The following is an 18,732-nucleotide window of genomic DNA, read 5'->3' on the forward strand; positions in this document are numbered from 1 at the left end:
CTCGCCTAGGCCGTCCGCAGGAAGTGGTCGAGGACGCGGACACCGAAGTGGAGCGCCTCGACCGGGACCCGCTCGTCGACCCCGTGGAACATGGCCTGGTAGTCGTAACCCTCCGGGAGTCTCAGCGGCGTGAAGCCGTACCCGGTGATGCCGAGCTGCGAGAACTGCTTGGCGTCCGTGCCGCCCGTCATGCAGTACGGCACCACGTGCCCCTCGGGTGCGAACTCCTCGACGGCGGCACGCATCTTCGCGTACGTCGGCGAGTCCAGCGGCGCCTGGAGAGCCACCGAACGGTGGTGGAACTCCCAGTGCACGTCGGGCCCGGTGAGCTGGTCAAGGGTCGTGCGGAACTCGTCCTCGCCGCCGTACAGAAACCGCCCGTCGACATACGCGACCGCTTCCCCGGGGATCACGTTGAGCTTGTAACCCGCCTCCAGCATGGTCGGGTTGGCGCTGTTACGGACGGTCGCCTCGACGAGCTGGGCGGCCGGACCGAGCTTGCCGAGCAGACCGTCGATGTCGTCCGGGTCGACGTCGAGGCCGTAGAGCGCGGCCAGTTCGGCCAGAGCGGCCCATACGGTCGGAGTCGGCCGCAGCGGCCATTCGTGCTCACCGATGCGGGTGATCGCGGCGGCGAGACGCGTGACGGCGTTCTCCCTGTTCACCTTGGAGCCGTGCCCGGCGCGCCCGCGCGCGGTGAGCTTCAGCCAGGCCGAGCCGCGCTCACCGGCCGCGATCGGGTAGATCTGCCGTCCGCTGCCGTCGTGGAAGGTGAACGCCCCCGACTCGCTGACGCCCTCGGTGCACCCCTCGAAGAGGCCCGCGTGCTGATCGGCGAGGAACCCGGAACCGTCCCGGGCGCTGTCCTCCTCGTCGGCGGTGAAGGCGACGACGATGTCACGGCGGGGCCGCACACCCTCCCGGGCCCAGCTCCGCAGCACGGCCAGGATCATGGCGTCCATGTTCTTCATGTCGACGGCACCGCGGCCCCACACCACCCCGTCGCGGACCTCCCCGGAGAAGGGGTGCACGGTCCAGTCGTCGGCCTGAGCGGGTACGACGTCCAGGTGGCCGTGCAGGAGCAGGGCGTCGGCGGACGGGTCGGTCCCCTCGATACGGGCCACGACATTGGCCCGCCCCTTGGTGCGCTCCAGGAGGACGGGTTCGAGTCCGGCTCCCGCCAGCTGCTCGGCGGCGTACTCGGCGGCGGGCCGCTCCTGGCAGTCGCCGCCGCCGCGGTTGGTGGTGTCGATACGGATGAGGTCGGAGGTGAACCGGACGACCTCGTCCAGAGCCTGCTGGTCAGCCATACTGCTCCTCCACGGCGGCCGAGACGATCGTGGTGACCGCCTTGAAGGTACGGATCCCCTCGTACATCGTCTCGCTGGTGTACGCCACTTTCCGCTCCCCGATCCGGCCGACGCCCGGCACGACGGTCGCGGCCAGGGCGAGATGCTCGGCGTCGAATTCCAGCGCGACGGTGAACGGCCCTGCCTGGACGGGCTGATGACGGACCGCCAGCTGCGCCGCGTCCTTGGCGGCGGCCCGGATGTCGGATGCGGTCCTGGCGGGTGTACGGCACACGGCCGCGTACCGCGACACATGGTCCTTGACGGCGACCTTCAGCGCCTCGGGTGCGTATCCGAGGGCGTCCTCGCAGGCCACGTCGTCGCCGGTGACGAGGACGACGGGCACCCCGTACTCGGCGACGACATGCGCGTTGAGCAGCCCCTCACTGGCGCGTACGTCGTTCAGCCACACCCCGGTGATGGAGTTGGCGAGGTAGGTGTGGGCGAGGACGCCCTCCATCCCGGCACCGGCGTGATAGCCCACGAAGGCGATGCCGTCCACGTCGCCGTGCTGCACGCCCTCGACCATGGAGAGGGACTTGTGCCGCCCGGTGAGCATCTCGGTGCGCTCGTCCAGTTGCTCCAGCAGCAGGTTGCGCATGGTCCAGTGGGCCTCGTTGACGAGGACCTCGTCCGCCCCGCCGTCGAAGAACCCCAGCACGGCGGCATTGACGTCCGAGGTGAACATCGAGCGGCACCGCTCCCACTGCGGCGTCCCCGGCAGCACGTCGGCCGGCCAGGTCACCCCCGTGGCGCCCTCCATGTCGGCGCTGATCAGGATCTTCATGATGCGCCACGTTACGCGCCACGAAGGAAACCGGCCAGGAAGCAGGGGTCAGAGGGTCCGGCGGAACAGGTCCAGCAGCGCCGTCCAGTGCCGCTCCGTGGCCTCCGCGCTGTACATCGCCGTGTCGGCCTGCGTGAAACCATGACGTGCCCCGCTGTACACCTCGCCGCGATGACGGACCCCCGCCTCGGTGAGCGCCTTGTCCAGGCGGTGGATCTGTTCGGCGGGGTTGGCGGTGTCCTCCTCGGCGTGGCCGAAGTAGAGCTCGGCGGTGATGCGCTCGGCGAACAGATGGGGGCTGTCCGGGGCGTCGGTGGCGAGGTACCCGCCGTGGAAGCCGGCCGCGGCGGCGACCCGGTCGGGGTGCGTGCCGGTGGTGCGCAGGGCCAGGCCCGCGCCCATGCAGTAGCCGGTGATGCCGACCGGGCCGTCGGTGGTGAGAGGCGACGCGGTCAGCCAGTCCAGGTAGACGGCGGCGTCCCGCATGGCCCCGTCCCAGGTGAGGGTCCGTGCGGCAGGGCCCAGCGCCTGGATGATCTCCGGGCGTTCGGCGGGGTCGATGAAGTCGGGCAGTTCGACCACGGGCGCACGGCCGGAGCGGTAGAAGACGTTGGGGACCAGCACCGTGTAACCGGCCGAGGCGAGACGGTCGGCCATCGACCTGAGGTGCGGGCGCAGGCCGAAGGCGTCCATGTAGAACAGAACGGCGGGGTGCGGGGCGTTGTCGTCGGGGTGCGCGAAGTAGGCGTCGGCGCTTCCGTCGGGGGTCGGGATGTCCACGGAGGTTGCCTGGACGGCAGTCATGGGAGGTGGTCTCTCGGCGTCTCGAAGAACAACAACTGCGGTGACCATTCGGCGAGTTGACAACGACCCTGGCGCCTCAGAGGGTTCCCTGAACCCCGACCACCACCCGCGTCACATGGTGCGCCCCGCCACCAGCCACTTGGACGGCAGCACGATCCGCTCGCCGTCGGGACCGAACTCCGTGGTGGTCAGCGGGAGTTCGCCGCTCGCCAGGACGGTGAGGCCGGCCGTGCGCAGATACTCGGGCACGGCCTCGTCGGCGACTTCACCGGGGGCGATGCCGTGCCGGAAGATCGGTGCGAGCTTGGCCGGCGGTCCGGTGGGGCTCTGCGCCAGGCCCAGCAGGACGGGCTTGGCGGCCTCGGAGAGTTCGACGAGGAAGACCCGGCCGCGTTCACCGACGAGCGCGGCGATCCCGTCCACCATGGGCTGCCGGTCGTCCGGTTCGGCTTGGTGCAGGACCCCGCGCATATAGACGTTGGCGTCGCCGATCTCGGCGTGCAGCGTCTCCGTCTCGCTCTTCTCGACGGCGTCCAGTACGCGGTACGTCGCCTGTCCGGCGGGGTCGGCCTGCTGGGCGCGGTCGAGGGCGGCGGCGGACAGATCCGCACCCACCACGCGCCTGAAGCGGTCGGCGAGGAAGCGGGTCTGGGTGCCGTTGCCGCAGCCGAGGTCCACCATCGCCAGGCTGGGGTCGGCGAGGTGCGGTTCGAACAGACCCAGGTGTATGCCGACGGTCAGAGCCGGCTCGGCGTCCCAGAACACGGCCCCCTCGTCCTCGGGCGCCTCACGCCAGAAGCCCTCCCAGGCCTCCCGGTACCGACTCGTCACGCTCATGACCCACTCCCCAGGGTGCGACGTACTGACCCGATCCAAGTGACGGGCGAGTACGGTCTATCGCGCCCTGGTCACGGCTACAAGCGGGCGGCGCATACCTTCACTCCGCATTCGAGGGGCGTACGCCCCCGGGCGCCTCACGCCAGAAGCCCTCCCAGGCCTCCCGGTACCGACTCGTCACGCTCATGACCCACTCCCCAGGGTGCGACGTACTGACCCGATCCAAGTGACGGGCGAGTACGGTCTATCGCGCCCTGGTCACGGCTACAAGCGGGCGGCGCATACCTTCACTCCGCATTCGAGGGGCGTACGCCCCCGGGCGCCTCTCAGGTCCCTGATGTGTCGTCAGCACGTGCCTGTCGTGCGATCAGCGCCGGGGCAGCGTCAGTTCGAACCAGACGGTCTTGCCCGCCTTCGTACGGCTGGTGCCCCACTCGCGGGCGAGGGCACTGACGACGCGCAGTCCGCGCCCGAACTCCTCCTCCGGGCCGGCGCTGCGCAGGGTCGGCAGGTCGTGGTCGTCATCGTCCACTTCGCACAGCAGGGTGTCGCCGCGGACGAGCCGCAGTTCGACGGGGCGGCTGTGGGAGTGCCGTACGGCGTTGGTGACGAGTTCGCTGACCAACAGCTCGGCGTTGGGAGCGAGTCTGGCGAGCCCCCAGTCGTGGAGTTGTTCGCGGACGACGGCACGCGCGCGGCCGACCTCGATCGGGTCGAGGGCGAGCCGCCACTCGGCGACGTCGTCCGGCTCGATGCCATTGAGGCGGGCCATCAGCAGGGCCACGTCGTCCTTGCGGCCGCCACGGGTGTTGAGCGCGCGGATGATGGTGTCGCAGGCGTCGTCCATGGAGGCGGCGGGGTGGGCGGCGGACTCGCTGAGGGTCGCCAGGCCCACACCGATGTCCTCGCCGCGCACCTCGACCAGTCCGTCGGTGCACATCACGATGCGGTCGCCGGGCTCCACGCGCACGCGTACCGCCTCGAAGGGCACTCCACCGACGCCGATGGGTGCGCCGGTCGGCAGGTCGAGCAGCTCGCTGCGACCGTCCTTGGCACGGACCAGCACGGGCGGGATGTGGCCGGCGTTGGCGATGTGCAGTTCGCTCGCGATCGGGTCGTAGACGGCGTACAGACAGGTCGCGAGGTAGGTGTCGCCGAGGCGCTGCGCGAGGTCGTCGAGGTTGCGCAGCAGCTGGGCGGGCGGCAGGTCGAGCGCGGCCATGGTCTGCACGGCCGTGCGCAACTGGCCCATCATCGCGGCCGAGTTGAGGCCGTGGCCCATGACGTCGCCGACGACCAGCGCGGTGCGGGCGCCGGGCAGCTTCACCGAGTCGAACCAGTCGCCGCCGACCCGGCCCAGCAGCGTGCCCGGCAGATAGCGGGTGGCGATGTCGCAGCCCGCCATGCGCGGCGGGATGTGCGGGAGCATGCTGTCCTGGAGGGTCTCGGCGACGCTCTCCTGGTACGTGTACATGCGCGCGTTGTCGAGCACCAGGCCCGCACGGGCGGCGAGTTCGGCGCCGGTGACCCGGTCCATGTCGTTGAATTCGACGCGCTCCGGGTGACGCAGCAGGATCATGAAGCCGAGCACCACGTTGCGTGCCTTCAGGGGCACGATCAGCATGGAGCGGTTGTTGATCAGCGGCCGGATGTCCCGCTTCTCGAACTGCGAGGCGATGGCGTGGCCCATCTCCTCGCTGATGCGCGGCACCAGGACGGGCTCGCCGCTGGTCATGCACTGGAAGAACGGCGTGTGTGCCGGGAACGGCATGGCCTCACCGACGGGTACGACGTCGTCCCAGCGGCCGGGTTCGTCGGTGTGCTCCACGGCGACCCGGTGCCACATGGTGGTCGTGTCCGGCACACCGTCGGGGAACCCCTCGCCGGCGACGACCTGTTCGCGCAGATAGGTGCCGGCGACGTCCGTGAAGCGCGGGACGACGGCCTTGCTGACCTCGATGATGGTCGTGGCCAGGTCCAGCGAGGTGCCGATCTTCCCGCTGACCTCGTTGAGGAACTCCAGGTGCTCGCGGACGGCCGCGTACTCGAGGTCCTCCGCCTCGTCGGCGAGCTCCTGCGGTACCGGCAGGCCCTCGGCCGCCGCCCGGGCGGCCCGCTCGCGCCGGGCCCTGCGCTCGACGCGCCGGGGCACGCCCCAGTCGGGGGTGACGGGCACCCGGTCGTTCTGGCTGAACTCCAGGACGGGGTAGCCCAGTTCGAGGACCTGCGAGACGATGCGGGCGCTTTCGTCGACGCTCATGCTGGGCAGGATCTCGGGCAGCCGGCGGGCCAGCTCCTCGGCGCCGGGGAAGTCGGTGTGCAGGGCGAAGCCGGGAGCGATCCGCTCGAACGCCAGGTCCCCTTCGCCGCCGTCGGCTTCGTCCTGGCGGAGCCCGGCGGTGTCGGCGGCGAGGACGAGCAGCCGCTCGTGCCCCGGACCCACCAGGGGGTACGCCCACCACAGCACGTCCACGCGCGCGTGGACGCCGGCGTGTTCGGGGACGGTGAGGCGGGCGCGGCCCGCCGCCGGGTAGGAGAGCCTGCCGTCGAGGGACGACTCCAGGTCTGGGCCGAGTCCGTCGTACGCCCCGTACGGGGTGATGTCCTCGTCTTCGGGCAGTGCGCCGGAGACGGGCAGCAGGTCCACCGCCGCGCGGCCTATCGCGTCGTCCTTGGGGACTCCGAAGAGCCGGCCCGCGCCCCTGCTCCAGTGGGAGACGAGGCCGGCACGGTCCACCACGACCACGGCCAGCGGGATGCGGCCGGCAGCGGTGGACTCCGTCGCCGCGCCGTTCCCAGCTCCGCGGCTGGGAGGCGCGTCCCTCTCGGTGCCACGGTCGGTGCCATTTTCCATGGCCCTGGCCCTTTCTCCCCACGGCTCCGCAAGATCTGTGCCGCCTTCTCCACCGTACGGCTCGGGCCGGTGGTGATGTGCGGCAATACGGGAATTGGTGCAACGGAACGGTCCCGGAGCGCGGGGGCGCGCGCCGGAGCGCATGACATCGCGTCAGTCTGCGTGCCCCAGTTGCAGGTCCCGCTCGGTCCGTCCGCCTCCCGCGACCTGGAGCACCGTGGCGACCGGCGGGTAACCGGCCGCGATGACGGTGTACTCGCCGGAGGACAGGTCGACGAACCGGAACGTTCCGTCGAGGCCGGTGGTCAGCGTGTCCACCACGTTGCCCGCCGCGTCGAGCAGGGTCACGCGCGCGTCCTCGACGGGGCGCCCGCCGCTGGTGCGCACGGTGCCGCGCAGCACGGCGCCGCCGGCCAGTTCGACGTCCTGGCGGGTCTCCCGGGAGGCCTGGACGGTGACCGGGAGGGCGGCCGGGCGGAACCCGGGAGCGCTCGCGGCGAGGGTGTACTCGCCGGCCACCAGCTCGGTGATGACGTAGCCGCCCTCGCGTCCGCTGCGGGTGGTGGCGACGACCTGGCCGCGCACGTCGGTGAGCGTGACCGTGGCGTCGCGCACGGGGGTGCCGTCGGCGGTGAGCACGCCGCCTGCGAGGCGTCCGGCGCCGCCCAGGACGACGTCCAGCTCCACGGGGCGTTCCCCGACGGTGACGGAGACGGCCTGCGGCTGGTGGCCGCCCGCGGCGGCGATGAGGACGTACGACCCGGTGCCGGGCGTGGACAGCGCGTACCGCCCGTCCTCTCCGCTCGCGCCCCGCCCGACCTGCTGTCCGGTCGCGTCGATGAGCGTGAGCGCGGCGCGCGGGACGACGGTCCCGTCGGGGTGCTGCACCGAGCCGCAGAGGGGGACTCCGGCGGCGTACGGCGAGCGAAGCGAGATGGGGGTCTCCCCGGCCGAAGGCTGGGGGCGGGCCTGCGGGATCGCGGCGGTCGCGGGCTCGGTTTCGGCGGCGTTGTGGGACACCAGTGGTTTCTCCTTGAGGAAGAACGCGATGAGCAGGCCGAGGGCGAGCACCGGCACGAGGTAGAGGAAGATCCGGGGCATGGCGTCGGCGTACGCCCGGATGTAGTCGTCGCGCAGGGGCGCGGGCAGGGCGTGGACGAGCTGCGGGGTGATGGACTGCGGGTCGGGAAGCTGTGCGCCCGCGCGCGTGGGCAGCCGTTTTTCGAGGGCGTCGGTGAGCCGGTCGGCGAAGAGGGTCCCGAAGATCGCGGCGCCGACGCTGCCGCCGATCTGCCGGAAGTAGTTGTTGGCGCTGGTGGCGGTGCCGAGGTCGGCGGGGCGCACGGAGTTCTGCACGGCGAGGATCAGGACCGGCATCACCATGCCGATGCCGGCGCCGAGGACGGCCATCCAGAGGCTGTAGTGCAGCCGGGGCGTGTCGACCTGGAGGCGGGAGAGCAGCCACATGCCGACGACGGAGACGGCGCTGCCGAGGACGGGGTAGATCTTGTAGCGCCCGGTGTGGCTGATGAGCTGCCCGGAGACGATCGAGGCGCCGACGATGCCGCCCATCATGGGCAGCATCAGCAGACCCGACTCGGTGGCGGAGGCCCCGTCGACCATCTGCAGAAAGGTCGGCAGATAGCTGGCGGCGCCGAACAGCGCGACGCCGATCACCAGGCCCACCAGACCGGTGACGTTGAAGACGGAGTCCCTGAACAGCCGCAGCGGGATGAGGGGTTCGGCTGCGAAGTGCTCGGCGAGGAGGAAGAGGACGGTGGCGGCCGCCGCTCCCGCGCCGAGCCCGAGGATCATCCGCGAGTCCCAGGCGTACTCGGTGCCACCCCAACTGGTCAGCAGCACAAGGCAGGTGGAGGCGGCGGCGAGCAGCAGCGCGCCCGGTACGTCGAGCCGCGCCTTGGCCTGCGGCTTCGGGAGCTTCAGGACGACGGTGACGACGGCCAGGGTGACCAGGCCGAAGGGGACGTTGAAGTAGAAGCAATAGCGCCAGGAGAGGTGGTCCGTGAAGTACCCGCCCAGCAGGGGACCGGCCACGGACGCCAGGCCGAACGCGGCGCCGATCAGACCCATGAACCTTCCGCGCCGGCGCGGTGGCACGATGTCCGCGATGATCGCCTGCACGCCGATCATGAGCCCGCCCGCTCCGACGCCCTGGACCGCGCGGAAGGCGATCAGCTGGTCCATGCTCTGCGCCCGGCCCGCGAGCGCGGCGCCGATCACGAAGACGACGATGGCGAACTGGAAGACGCCCTTGCGGCCGAGCAGGTCGCCGAGCTTGCCGTAGACCGGGAGGCCCACGGTGGCCGTCAGCAGGTAGGCGGTGATCGCCCAGGACATCCTGTCCAGGCCGTGCAACTCGCCGACGATCTTCGGGAGCGCGGTGGCGACGATCATCTGCTCCAGGGCGGCGAGCAGCAGCGCCAGCATCAGCCCCAGGAAGACCAACCGAATCCGGCGCGGGCTCAGTTCGACCGGCCCGGCCGGCGCGGCGGGGGCCTGCGGGAGCGCCACGGCGGGTTCCTGCCGCCGTTCGCCCTGCGCCGTCGTCCCGCTCACGTCCCGCTCCCCTCGCCGCGCTGCCACACAATTCCGCTCAAGGCGGCAACTACGGGCAAGCGCGACGAGTTACGGCGGACCGGCAGGGCGCAAGGAGATCCACTCGATCCGGTGAGGGGCGTCAACGGCCCCCGAGCGGCCGGGACTTACTTCTCGACCTCGGTGGCGAGCTTGGCGAGCACGGCGTCGTAGATCCGGCCGAGCCCCTTGGGGGCGAACGTCTTCTCGAAGAAGCCGCCGATGCCGCCGGCGCCGTTCCAGACGGTGGTCACGACGACGCGGGACTTGCCCTCACCCGCCGGGGTGACCCGCCAGGTGGTGACCATGGAGGAGTTGCGGTCCTTCTCGACGAGCTCGCCGTCGGTGGGCTCGCTGACCTCCAGGAGGCAGTCGCGCACGCGCTTGCTGGTGGCCTGGAGCTTCCAGTGGACGAGGGTGCCCTCGCCGTCGCCGCCCTCGCGCACCTCGTACTCGCTGAAGTGTTCGGGCAGCAGCTTCGCGCGGGTGCCGCTGTAGTCGGCGACGGCGTCGAACACCTTCTCCGCGTCTGCCGCGACGACCCGCTCGGTAGTGGCTTCGACCTGCGCCATCGGTTTCCTCCAGGACTTGCTTCTCTCGGGGTTGGGGCAAGCCAACCACCCCCGCCCACGGCCGCCCAAATCGGGGTGGCCCAGGACGCTCCCGGAGTTCCCGGAGCGGTCGGAAACAGGCCTTGCACGGGAAATCGAACACGTGTTTCACTCGGGGACAGCGCTACCGAGGAGGCGTCATGCGGTGGGAGAACCTCACAGTGGAGTCCGGCGAACACAGCCGGGCGGCGGACGCCGCGCTGTTCGGCGCGGACGCGGTCGTGAGCAGGACCTTCGACACGCCTGAGTTCCGTGGAATCACCTTCCACGAGGTGCGGGCCCGCTCGATCATCAACCGGGTGCCGGGCGTCTCGCGCATGCCCTTCGAGTGGACGGTCAATCCGTACCGCGGCTGCTCGCACGCGTGCGTGTACTGCTTCGCCCGCAAGACGCACACCTATCTGGACCTCGACTCGGGGATCGACTTCGACTCGCAGATCGTGGTCAAGGTGAACGCCCCGGAGCTGCTGCGTCGCCAGCTCGGCTCGCGCCGCTGGCAGGGCGAGCACATCGCGATGGGCACGAACGTCGACTGCTACCAGCGCGCCGAGGGCCGCTACCGGCTGATGCCGGGCATCCTGTCCGCCCTGCGCGACCACGCCAACCCCTTCTCCATCCTGACCAAGGGCACGCTGATCCTGCGCGACCTGGATCTGCTGGTGCAGTCGGCCCAGGTGACGGATGTCGGCATCTCGGTGTCGGTCGGCTTCACCGACCCCGAGCTGTGGCGCACGGTGGAGCCGGGCACGCCCGCGCCGGAACGCCGCCTGGACGTGGTCCGCACGCTCGCCGAGCACGGCATCGGGTGTGGCGTCCTGATGGCCCCGGTGATCCCGTTCCTGAGCGACCGGCCCGCCCAACTGCGCGCCACCGTGCGGGCGATCGCGGCCGCCGGGGCCACCTCGGTCACCCCCCTGGTGCTGCATCTGCGTCCCGGCGCCCGCGAGTGGTTCATGGCCTGGCTGGGGCAGCACCACCCGTACCTGGTGAGGCGTTACGAGCGCCTGTACGCGGACGGCGCCTACGCCCCCAAGTGGTACCAGCGCCGGATCACCCGTCAGGTCCATGAGCTGGCCCAGGAGTACGGGATCGGCCCCACGCGCGCGGGGATGCCACGGCGGATCCCGCCACCCGAGGCCCCCGAGCCGACGGTGTCCGAACCGACCCAACTCACGCTTATTTGAGAGCATACGAGCGCATCCCGCGACCCAATCGGGTCAAGTCTTGCCAGAACGAGTTCTTCCGAGGCGGCTTTCCGGGACGATGCGGCGAGGACCGTGGGACTCGCGGTCCGAAACCCTCCGTCCTGGGAGGACTTCATGAGGAAACGCGCAGCGGTGCTGTGCGGTGCCGCCGTCGTCGTGGCCGGGAGCTTCACGGCTCTGCCCGCCGGCGCGAGCACCTCGCAGTCCCCGCAAACCGCTCCAGCCGCGAAACTCAGCTGGAAGAACTGCGCCACCACGAACTATCCGACGCTCCAGTGCGCGTCGCTCGACGTGCCGCTCGACCACCGGCACCCGCTCGGACAGCAGATCACGCTTGCGCTCTCGCGCGTGCGGCACACCGCCCAGAAGAGCCAGGGCCCGCTGCTGGTCAACCCCGGCGGCCCCGGCGGCAGCGGCCTCACGCTCGCCGGATTCGTCGCGTCCTCCCTGCCCAAGGAGGTCGCGGCCCAGTACGACGTCATCGGCTTCGACCCGCGCGGGGTGGGCAAGAGCAAGCCCGCCCTCGACTGCAAGCCGGGCCACTTCAACCCGGTCCGCCCGGACACCGTGCCGAGGACGCCGGCCCTGGAGAAGACCAACCTCGACCGCGCCAAGTCCTTCGCCGCCGCCTGCGGATCGAAGTACGCGAGCCTGCTGCCGTACATCAACACCGTTCAGGCCGTGCAGGACATGGACTCGATCCGCGCGGCCCTGGGCGCCGGGCAGACCAGCTACTTCGGCTACTCGTACGGCACCTACCTGGGCGCGGTGTACGCCAAGCTCTTCCCGCAGCGCGTGAAGCACCTGGTCCTGGACTCGATCGTCGACCCGACGGGCGTCTGGTACGACGACAACCTCGCGCAGGACTACGCCTTCGACGCCCGCCACAAGGCCCTGATGGCCTGGATCGCCAAGTACGACTCGACGTACAAGCTCGGCACCGACCCGGCCAGGATCGAGGCCAAGTGGTACGCGATGCGCAAGGCGCTCGCCAAGACGCCGGCCGGCGGCAAGGTGGGGGCCTCCGAGTTGGAGGACACGTTCATCCCCGGCGGTTACTACAACGGCTACTGGCCGTATCTGGCCGAGGCGTTCGCGGCGTACGTGAACGACAAGAACTCCGACCCGCTGGTCGAGGCCTATCAGAACTTCGCCGCCGTCGACGCCTCCGGGGACAACGGCTACAGCGTCTACGCCTCGGTGCAGTGCCGTGACGCCTCCTGGCCGCGCGACTGGAACCAGTGGCGCAAGGACAACTGGGCGGTCTACGACAAGGCGCCGTTCATGGCCTGGAACAACGCCTGGTACAACGCGCCGTGCGCGTTCTGGCCGACGGACTCGCTCAAGCCGGTGCATGTCGCCAACGACAAGCTGCCGCCGGTGCTGCTGTTCCAGGCGACCAACGACCCGGCCACCCCGTACGAGGGCGGCGTGACGGTGCACCGTCTGCTGGCCGGTTCGAGCTTCGTGGTCGAGCAGGGCGGCGGGAACCACGGCATCACGCTGAGCGGGAACGCCTGCCTGGACAAGTACCTGGCGACGTATCTGTCCGACGGCACGGTGCCCCGCAGCGGCGGCCCGATCGACGCGGTGTGCCCGAAGACACCCGACCCCAAGCCGCAGAGCAGCAAGACGGCGCTGAGCACGAAGGCGGCGTCGAGCTCCGCCGCCGTCGGCGGCGCCACGCTGCACGGGCTGATCGGCTTCCGCGGCTGAGTACGACCCGAAGGTGAGGTCCCGTCGGGGGCGCTGTCAGACCCATGGTCCACGATGGACGCATGAGTGAGCTGACCAGGATCACCGCCCCCGACGGGGTCTTCCCCGTCGCGCAGTACGGCCATGTCTAGCTTGCCGTCCTCGTCCAGGGCGAGCTGGCCGGCGATCGCGACGAAACGGCCCGTGTCCATGACGGCCCGTCAGGTCTTCGAGAACCTCCGCCGCTGCCTGGCCGCCGCCGGGGCGACCTTCGACGACGTCGTCAAACTCACCTACTTCGTCACGGACACGGCGCACCTGCCGGCGATCCGCGCGGCCCGCGCCACCCACATACCCGACGACCGCCTCCCCGCCGCCTCCGCGGTACCGGTCGCCGCCCTGGTCCGGCCCGAGTTCCTGATGGAGATCGAGGCTCCCCCACTGCCCAAAGGCGTGGGGTTACCCCCAGCGGTCGTGGGCCGACCCGGCCTCACCTCTGTCTCGGGATCCGTGCCAGCGCCCGCACCGCCGCCTCCGCCAGGGCCGGGTGTGCCAGTGCCTCGTTGAGTACGGGTCTGGCGCGGGCGTCCTCCAGGGTGCCGAGGCCCTCCACGCAGGCGAGCGCCACCCGGCGGTAGGGGTCGTGCGGGCGGAGCCTGCGCTCCAGGGTGGTGATCAGTGCGGGCACGGACTCGGGGGCGCGCAGCTCCGCCAGCAGCCGGACCGGGTGGAGGGCGTAGGCGACGCGGAGTTCGTTGGTGGCGAGGGCGGCCGCCGCGCGGGCCGTGCGCGGATCGTCGAGACGGGCGAGGGCGTGGGCGGCGGAGGCGCAGCGCTGCGGATCACGGTGGTTGAGAAACAGGACGAGGGACTCGAAGGCACGCCGGTCACCCGCGAGCCCCATCCGGAACGCGGCCAGCTCCCTGGCCCACAGCGGCCGACCGGGCTCGGTGAGCACCCGCGCCAGCTCGTCCGGGTCCTCGGTGGCGACGAGACGGTCGTACTCGGCAGTCGCCCCCGACTCCGCCCGTAAACGCTCCGTGAGCGATCGCAACTCTTCGTCCATGACACCGAAGATTAGAGGGGCCGCCGATCTCCGGGGACGTACATCACAAACACGGGGACTAGCGCGCTCGTTACCCGCCGGTTAAGCTCAGACGAGCGAGTTACCCACTCGCATCCCTTATGGCGGCCTGGTGACGCAGCTGCCGTGAGAGCAAGTCGGTTCGGTACTTCAGGTACCGCAGCACGACCCGGCCACGGGACAGGGCCGGTCGAATCACCCACCGTTCGCTCCAGGCGTGTGCGCGCCCACGGCGACGGCAGGTACCGGGCGTGTGCGCTTGCAGCCCGGAAACACCCGCATTCCTTCACGCACCCGGTGCGCCAGATCGGCTTCGGCCGGCCATCCTCGGCGCACCCGGGCGCTCTCCCAGTCGTCACCCTCATGCCTGGAGTCCCGCGATGGCCACTCCCCTGTCCCACACCCCTTCCTCTTCGCTCACGACCATTGCCGTCGTCGGCCTCGGCACCATGGGCACCGGTATCACCGAGGTCCTCGCCAAGGCCGGCCGCAAGGTCGTCGGCATCGACATCAGCGAGGCCGCGGCCACCAAGGCCCTCGCCACTCTGGAGGCGGCCACCGCCCGCGCCGTGGAGAAGGGCCGGCTGACCGAGCAGGAGCGCGCGGACGCCCTCGCCCGTGTGAGCACCTCCACCGATCTGCGGGCCGCGGCCGACGCCGACCTCGTCATCGAGGTGGCTCCGGAGTCGTACGAGATCAAGCACCAGATCTTCCGCGAACTCGACGGCATCGTCCGCCCGGAGACCATCCTGGCCACCGGCACCAACGCCCTGTCCGTGACTCGTCTGGCGGCCGACTCGGCCCGTCCGGAGCGCGTCCTGGGCCTGCACTTCTTCAACCCGGCTCCGGCGATGAAGCTCGTCGAGGTCGTCTCCTCGGTGCTGACCGCGCCGACGGCCGTCACCGCGGTCACCGACCTCGCCCTCGACCTCGGCAAGGAGCCTGTCGCGGTCGGCGACCGGCCCGGGTTCGTCGCCGACGGGCTGCTGTTCGGCTACCTCAACCAGGCGGCCGCGATGTACGAGGCGAAGTACGCCTCCCGCGAGGACATCGACGCGGCGATGCGGCTCGGCTGCGGTCTGCCGATGGGCCCCCTCGCGCTGCTCGACCTGATCGGTGTCGACACCGCGCGCACGGTCCTGGAGGCCATGTACGCCGAGTCCCACGACCGGCTGCACGCCCCCGCCCCGATCCTCAAGCAGCTCAGCGAGGCGGGCCTGACGGGCCGTAAGTCGGGCCGTGGCTTCTACACCTACGAGGCTCCCGGCAGCGCCACCGTCGTGCGGGACGCGCTGACGCCGCTGGACGGCTCCGCCCTCACCCCGGGCCGCCAGGTCCGCTCCGTCGGCGTCGCGGGCTCCGGCACCATGGCCTCCGGCATCGCCGAGGTCTTCGCCAAGGCCGGGTACGACGTCGTCCTCGCCGCCCGCAGCGAGGAGAAGGCACAGGCCGCCAAGGCCCGTATCGGCAAGTCGCTCTCGCGCTCGGTCGACAAGGGCCGGATGACCGCCGAGGCCGCCGCACAGACCCTGGACCGGATCTCCGCGGCGGGTTCGTACGAGGCCTTCGCCGACGTCGACCTGGCCGTCGAGGCCGTCGCCGAGGACCTGGAGATCAAGCAGCAGCTGTTCCAGGCGCTGGACAAGGTCTGCAAGCCGGGCGCGGTCCTGGCCACCACGACCTCCTCGCTGCCCGTCGTCGCCTGCGCCCGCGCCACCTCGCGCCCGCAGGACGTGATCGGCATGCACTTCTTCAACCCGGCGCCGGCGATGAAGCTGGTCGAGGTCGTCCGTACGGTGCTGACGGCCGAGGACGTCCACGCGACGGTCCGCGAGGTGTGTGGACGGATCAAGAAGCACGCGGTCGACTGTGGCGACCGTGCGGGCTTCATCGTGAACGCGCTGCTTTTCCCGTACCTCAACAACGCGATCAAGATGGTGCAGGAACACTATGCATCTCTTGACGACATTGACGCGGCGATGAAGCTGGGCGGCGGCTACCCGATGGGCCCCTTCGAGCTCCTGGACGTCGTCGGGCTCGATGTCTCCCTGGCGATCGAGAAGGTCCTGCACCGCGAGTTCCGCGACCCGGGCCTGGCCCCGGCGCCGCTCCTGGAGCACCTGGTGGCCGCGGGCTGCCTCGGCCGCAAGACGGGCCGTGGCTTCCGCGAATATGCCCGCCGCTGACGGCGCCGGCGACTGGTTCCGAGGCGAGACGGACTGGGGCGGACTGCTCGGCCCCGCCGGAGGACCCCCGCCCGCACAGGGCGGGGTCATCCCCGTACACGCGCAACAAGCTGCGCACATGCAGTACGTTCGGGTCATGTCCCAGCCCGCCAAGTCCTCACGTACACCAGCTACGCCCGACGCGCCGGAAAGTGCCGCAGGCAGTCGCGCGGCCGCCCAGCGGCTCAAGATGCGCCGCGAACTGGCGGCCGCGGCGATGGAGCTGTTCGCGACCAAGGGGTACGAGGCGACCACCGTCGACGAGATCGCGGCCGCGGCCGGGGTCGCGCGCCGCACCTTCTTCCGCCACTTCCGCTCCAAGGAAGAGGCGATCTTCCCCGACCACGACGACACGTTGATCCGTGCGGAGGCCGTGCTCAATGCGGCTCCCGCGCACGAGCACCCGCTCGACACGGTGTGCCGCGGCATCAAGGAAGTCATGCGGATGTACGCGGCGCGGCCGGAGATCTCGGTCGCCCGCTACAAGCTCACGCGCGAGGTGCCCACCCTGCGCGAGGCCGAGATCGCGTCGGTGGCCCGCTACGAGCGCCTCTTCACCCGCTATCTCCTCGGCCACTTCGACGAGCACGCGCACGACGACGACGCCAACGACGACCCGCTGCTGGCGGAGGTCGCCGCGTCCGCCGTGGTCACCGCCCACAACCACGTCCTCAGACGCTGGCTGCGGGCCGGCGGGCAGGGCGACGTGGAGGCCCAGCTCGACCACGCCTTCGCGATCGTGCGCAAGACGTTCGGGACGGGCATCGGGGCGGGGCGCAGCACGACGGCCACCAGGCCGGCGGTTCCCGCGGCCGTCTCCACCCAGGGCGAGGTCCTGGTCACCGTCGCCCGCACGGACGCCCCGCTGGACGAGGTCATGCGGACCATCGAGCAGGCACTCAAGGAACGCTGAGCCCCTCCCAGCCCTGTGATGACGGCCACCCCTCGGGGTGGCCGTTTTGGCATGTCAGAGCCCCTTTTCCAGCATCTTTCAGCCCCCGTTCGATCGATCATCGCTCATTTGTTACGTAAAGATTTCACCTGAGAGCAATCTCTGGCACTCAGTGCCTTGCGAGGTGACACGCGGTGTCATACGTTGAAGGGGTCCGGGCGGCCGGCGTGCAGAGACCTACCGCACGTCGGCTGTCCCCTCAAGCCCATGGCTTGCGCGCCCGGACGCCTGCGTCACAGGCAACCTCCCGCGCCACAAAGCGCTGCCGAACAGCACCACCGCCGAACCGACGGCACTTCTCAAAAAACCCTCAGCAGCACCGACGTAACCCTCAGCGTCCCTCCCTCAGGACGCGTATCGCCGGAGGCAACACCGTGACCACGAAGGACATCCTGGACGCGATCCAGTCGCCGGACTCGACGCCGGCCGACTTCGCCGCCCTGCCGCTCCCCGAGTCGTACCGCGCGATCACCGTGCACAAGGACGAGACGGAGATGTTCGCGGGCCTGGAGACCCGCGACAAGGACCCGCGCAAGTCGATCCACCTGGACGAGGTTCCGCTGCCGGAGCTCGGCCCGGGCGAGGCCCTGGTGGCCGTCATGGCCTCCTCGGTCAACTACAACTCCGTGTGGACCTCGATCTTCGAGCCCCTGTCGACCTTCGGATTCCTGGAGCGCTACGGCAGGCTGTCGGAGCTGACCAAGCGCCACGACCTGCCGTACCACATCATCGGCTCCGACCTCGCGGGCGTCGTCCTGCGCACCGGCCCCGGCGTCAACGCCTGGAAGCCCGGTGACGAGGTCGTCGCGCACTGCCTCTCCGTCGAGCTCGAGTCGTCGGACGGCCACAACGACACGATGCTCGACCCCGAGCAGCGCATCTGGGGCTTCGAGACCAACTTCGGCGGCCTCGCCGAGATCGCGCTCGTCAAGTCCAACCAGCTGATGCCGAAGCCGGACCACCTCAGCTGGGAGGAGGCCGCCGCTCCGGGCCTGGTCAACTCGACCGCGTACCGCCAGCTGGTCTCCCGCAACGGCGCCGGCATGAAGCAGGGCGACAACGTGCTGATCTGGGGCGCGAGCGGCGGCCTCGGCTCGTACGCCACCCAGTTCGCGCTGGCGGGCGGCGCGAACCCCATCTGTGTCGTCTCCAGCCCCCAGAAGGCCGAGATCTGCCGCGCCATGGGCGCCGAGGCGATCATCGACCGCAACGCCGAGGACTACAAGTTCTGGAAGAACGAGCACGAGCAGGACCCACGGGAGTGGAAGCGCTTCGGCAAGCGCATCCGCGAGCTGACCGGCGGCGAGGACGTCGACATCGTCTTCGAGCACCCCGGCCGCGAGACCTTCGGCGCCTCCGTGTACGTCACGCGCAAGGGCGGCACCATCGTCACCTGCGCCTCGACCTCGGGCTACAACCACGAGTACGACAACCGCTACCTGTGGATGTCCCTGAAGCGGATCATCGGCTCGCACTTCGCCAACTACCGCGAGGCCTGGGAGGCCAACCGGCTCATCGCGAAGGGCAAGATCCACCCGACGCTGTCGAAGGTCTACTCCCTGGAGGAGACCGGGCAGGCCGCGTACGACGTGCACCGCAACCTCCACCAGGGCAAGGTCGGCGTGCTGTGCCTGGCCCCCGAGGAGGGCCTCGGCGTGCGCGACGAGGAGATGCGCGCCAAGCACATCGACGCCATCAACCGCTTCCGCAACATCTGAGACACCCGGGGTCATA

At 70.5% G+C, this 18,732-nt stretch carries 13 protein-coding genes and 1 pseudogene; 6 read left to right on the forward strand and 8 right to left on the reverse strand.

All coding sequences use genetic code 11. The annotated features are described in order from the left end of the window. Positions 1-5: 5 nt before the first annotated feature. The 7 genes from ACWDAG_RS03250 to ACWDAG_RS03280 all read right to left on the reverse strand — a co-directional run bounded on the left by ACWDAG_RS03250 (position 6) and on the right by ACWDAG_RS03280 (position 9,798). Positions 6-1,310 (reverse strand): M20/M25/M40 family metallo-hydrolase, encoded by a 1,305-nt coding sequence (locus ACWDAG_RS03250; RefSeq protein WP_450693841.1) that lies wholly within the window; start codon positions 1,308-1,310, stop codon positions 6-8. After that, positions 1,303-2,136, reverse strand: coding sequence for a M55 family metallopeptidase (locus tag ACWDAG_RS03255; RefSeq protein ID WP_450693842.1), 834 nt, complete (start codon positions 2,134-2,136; stop codon positions 1,303-1,305). Before ACWDAG_RS03255 ends, ACWDAG_RS03250 begins: the two co-directional genes overlap by 8 nt. Before the next feature lie 48 nt (positions 2,137-2,184). Continuing rightward, entirely contained in the window at positions 2,185-2,940 is a 756-nt protein-coding gene (locus tag ACWDAG_RS03260) for a dienelactone hydrolase family protein (RefSeq protein WP_450693843.1), read from the reverse strand. A gap of 111 nt (positions 2,941-3,051) precedes the next feature. Next, the gene (locus ACWDAG_RS03265; protein ID WP_450693844.1) at positions 3,052-3,777 is read right to left on the reverse strand and encodes a class I SAM-dependent methyltransferase; all 726 of its coding nucleotides are present in this window, start codon (positions 3,775-3,777) and stop codon (positions 3,052-3,054) included. Between the two features lie 367 nt (positions 3,778-4,144). Continuing rightward, entirely contained in the window at positions 4,145-6,631 is a 2,487-nt protein-coding gene (locus ACWDAG_RS03270) for a SpoIIE family protein phosphatase (protein ID WP_450693845.1), read from the reverse strand. Positions 6,632-6,784: 153 nt separating this feature from the next. After that, the gene (locus ACWDAG_RS03275) at positions 6,785-9,208 is read right to left on the reverse strand and encodes an MFS transporter (protein ID WP_450693846.1); all 2,424 of its coding nucleotides are present in this window, start codon (positions 9,206-9,208) and stop codon (positions 6,785-6,787) included. A gap of 146 nt (positions 9,209-9,354) precedes the next feature. After that, positions 9,355-9,798 carry an SRPBCC family protein gene (locus ACWDAG_RS03280; protein WP_450693847.1) on the reverse strand — a complete coding sequence of 148 codons (444 nt, stop codon included), beginning with the start codon at positions 9,796-9,798 and terminating at the stop codon, positions 9,355-9,357. A 179-nt stretch (positions 9,799-9,977) separates the two neighbouring features. Between ACWDAG_RS03280 and ACWDAG_RS03285 the strand changes: the two genes are divergently transcribed. From ACWDAG_RS03285 to ACWDAG_RS03295, 3 genes and pseudogenes are all read left to right on the forward strand, one after another. Then, a complete protein-coding gene (locus tag ACWDAG_RS03285) occupies positions 9,978-11,021 on the forward strand; it encodes an Rv2578c family radical SAM protein (RefSeq protein WP_450693848.1) in 1,044 nt (347 codons plus the stop codon). 135 nt (positions 11,022-11,156) lie between these two features. Further along, positions 11,157-12,758 (forward strand): alpha/beta hydrolase, encoded by a 1,602-nt coding sequence (locus ACWDAG_RS03290; protein WP_450693849.1) that lies wholly within the window; start codon positions 11,157-11,159, stop codon positions 12,756-12,758. 62 nt (positions 12,759-12,820) lie between these two features. Further along, positions 12,821-13,172: pseudogene (locus tag ACWDAG_RS03295) on the forward strand (RidA family protein); the annotation flags it as partial. Between the two features lie 55 nt (positions 13,173-13,227). On the opposite strand, the gene ACWDAG_RS03300 reads toward ACWDAG_RS03295, so the two are convergent. Next, positions 13,228-13,803: an adenylosuccinate lyase gene (locus ACWDAG_RS03300; RefSeq protein WP_450693850.1), complete on the reverse strand. Its 576-nt coding sequence runs from the start codon at positions 13,801-13,803 to the stop codon at positions 13,228-13,230. Positions 13,804-14,201: 398 nt separating this feature from the next. On the opposite strand from ACWDAG_RS03300, the gene ACWDAG_RS03305 reads away from it, so the two are divergent. The 3 genes from ACWDAG_RS03305 to ccrA all read left to right on the forward strand — a co-directional run bounded on the left by ACWDAG_RS03305 (position 14,202) and on the right by ccrA (position 18,716). After that, a complete protein-coding gene (locus tag ACWDAG_RS03305) occupies positions 14,202-16,007 on the forward strand; it encodes a 3-hydroxybutyryl-CoA dehydrogenase (protein WP_450693851.1) in 1,806 nt (601 codons plus the stop codon). A gap of 136 nt (positions 16,008-16,143) precedes the next feature. Then, the gene (locus tag ACWDAG_RS03310; RefSeq protein ID WP_450693852.1) at positions 16,144-16,959 is read left to right on the forward strand and encodes a TetR family transcriptional regulator; all 816 of its coding nucleotides are present in this window, start codon (positions 16,144-16,146) and stop codon (positions 16,957-16,959) included. A gap of 413 nt (positions 16,960-17,372) precedes the next feature. Next, positions 17,373-18,716 carry a crotonyl-CoA carboxylase/reductase gene (gene ccrA, locus ACWDAG_RS03315; protein WP_450693853.1) on the forward strand — a complete coding sequence of 448 codons (1,344 nt, stop codon included), beginning with the start codon at positions 17,373-17,375 and terminating at the stop codon, positions 18,714-18,716. Positions 18,717-18,732 lie beyond the last annotated feature (16 nt).

It is taken from the genome of Streptomyces sp. NPDC001157, assembly GCF_053598255.1.